Genomic DNA, 254 nt, shown 5'->3' with positions numbered 1-254 from the left:
GAAGGTCCCCTCCTTTCCCCCGTAGGGCGTATGCGGTATTAGCAGTCGTTTCCAACTGTTATCCCCCACGACTGGGCAGATCCCTAGGCATTACTCACCCGTCCGCCGCTCGCCGGCAAAAGTAGTAAACTACTTTCCCGCTGCCGCTCGACTTGCATGTGTTAGGCCTGCCGCCAGCGTTCAATCTGAGCCATGATCAAACTCTTCAATTAAAGTTTTTTTGAAGCTTTCTATTAGGAAAGACTTCGGCTCAA

1 rRNA gene is annotated in these 254 nt (G+C 51.6%); it reads right to left on the bottom strand.

The annotated features are described in order from the left end of the window. Positions 1-212 (bottom strand): 16S ribosomal RNA (locus H5073_RS18160); the annotation flags it as partial. Between the last annotated feature and the right edge of the window lie 42 nt (positions 213-254).

Origin of the sequence: Shewanella sp. SR44-3 (assembly GCF_014163735.1) — a bacterium.
Lineage (GTDB): Bacteria > Pseudomonadota > Gammaproteobacteria > Enterobacterales > Shewanellaceae > Shewanella.
The sequence above is the reverse complement of the archived record's forward strand: the minus strand, read 5'-3'. Positions and strand labels throughout refer to the sequence as shown.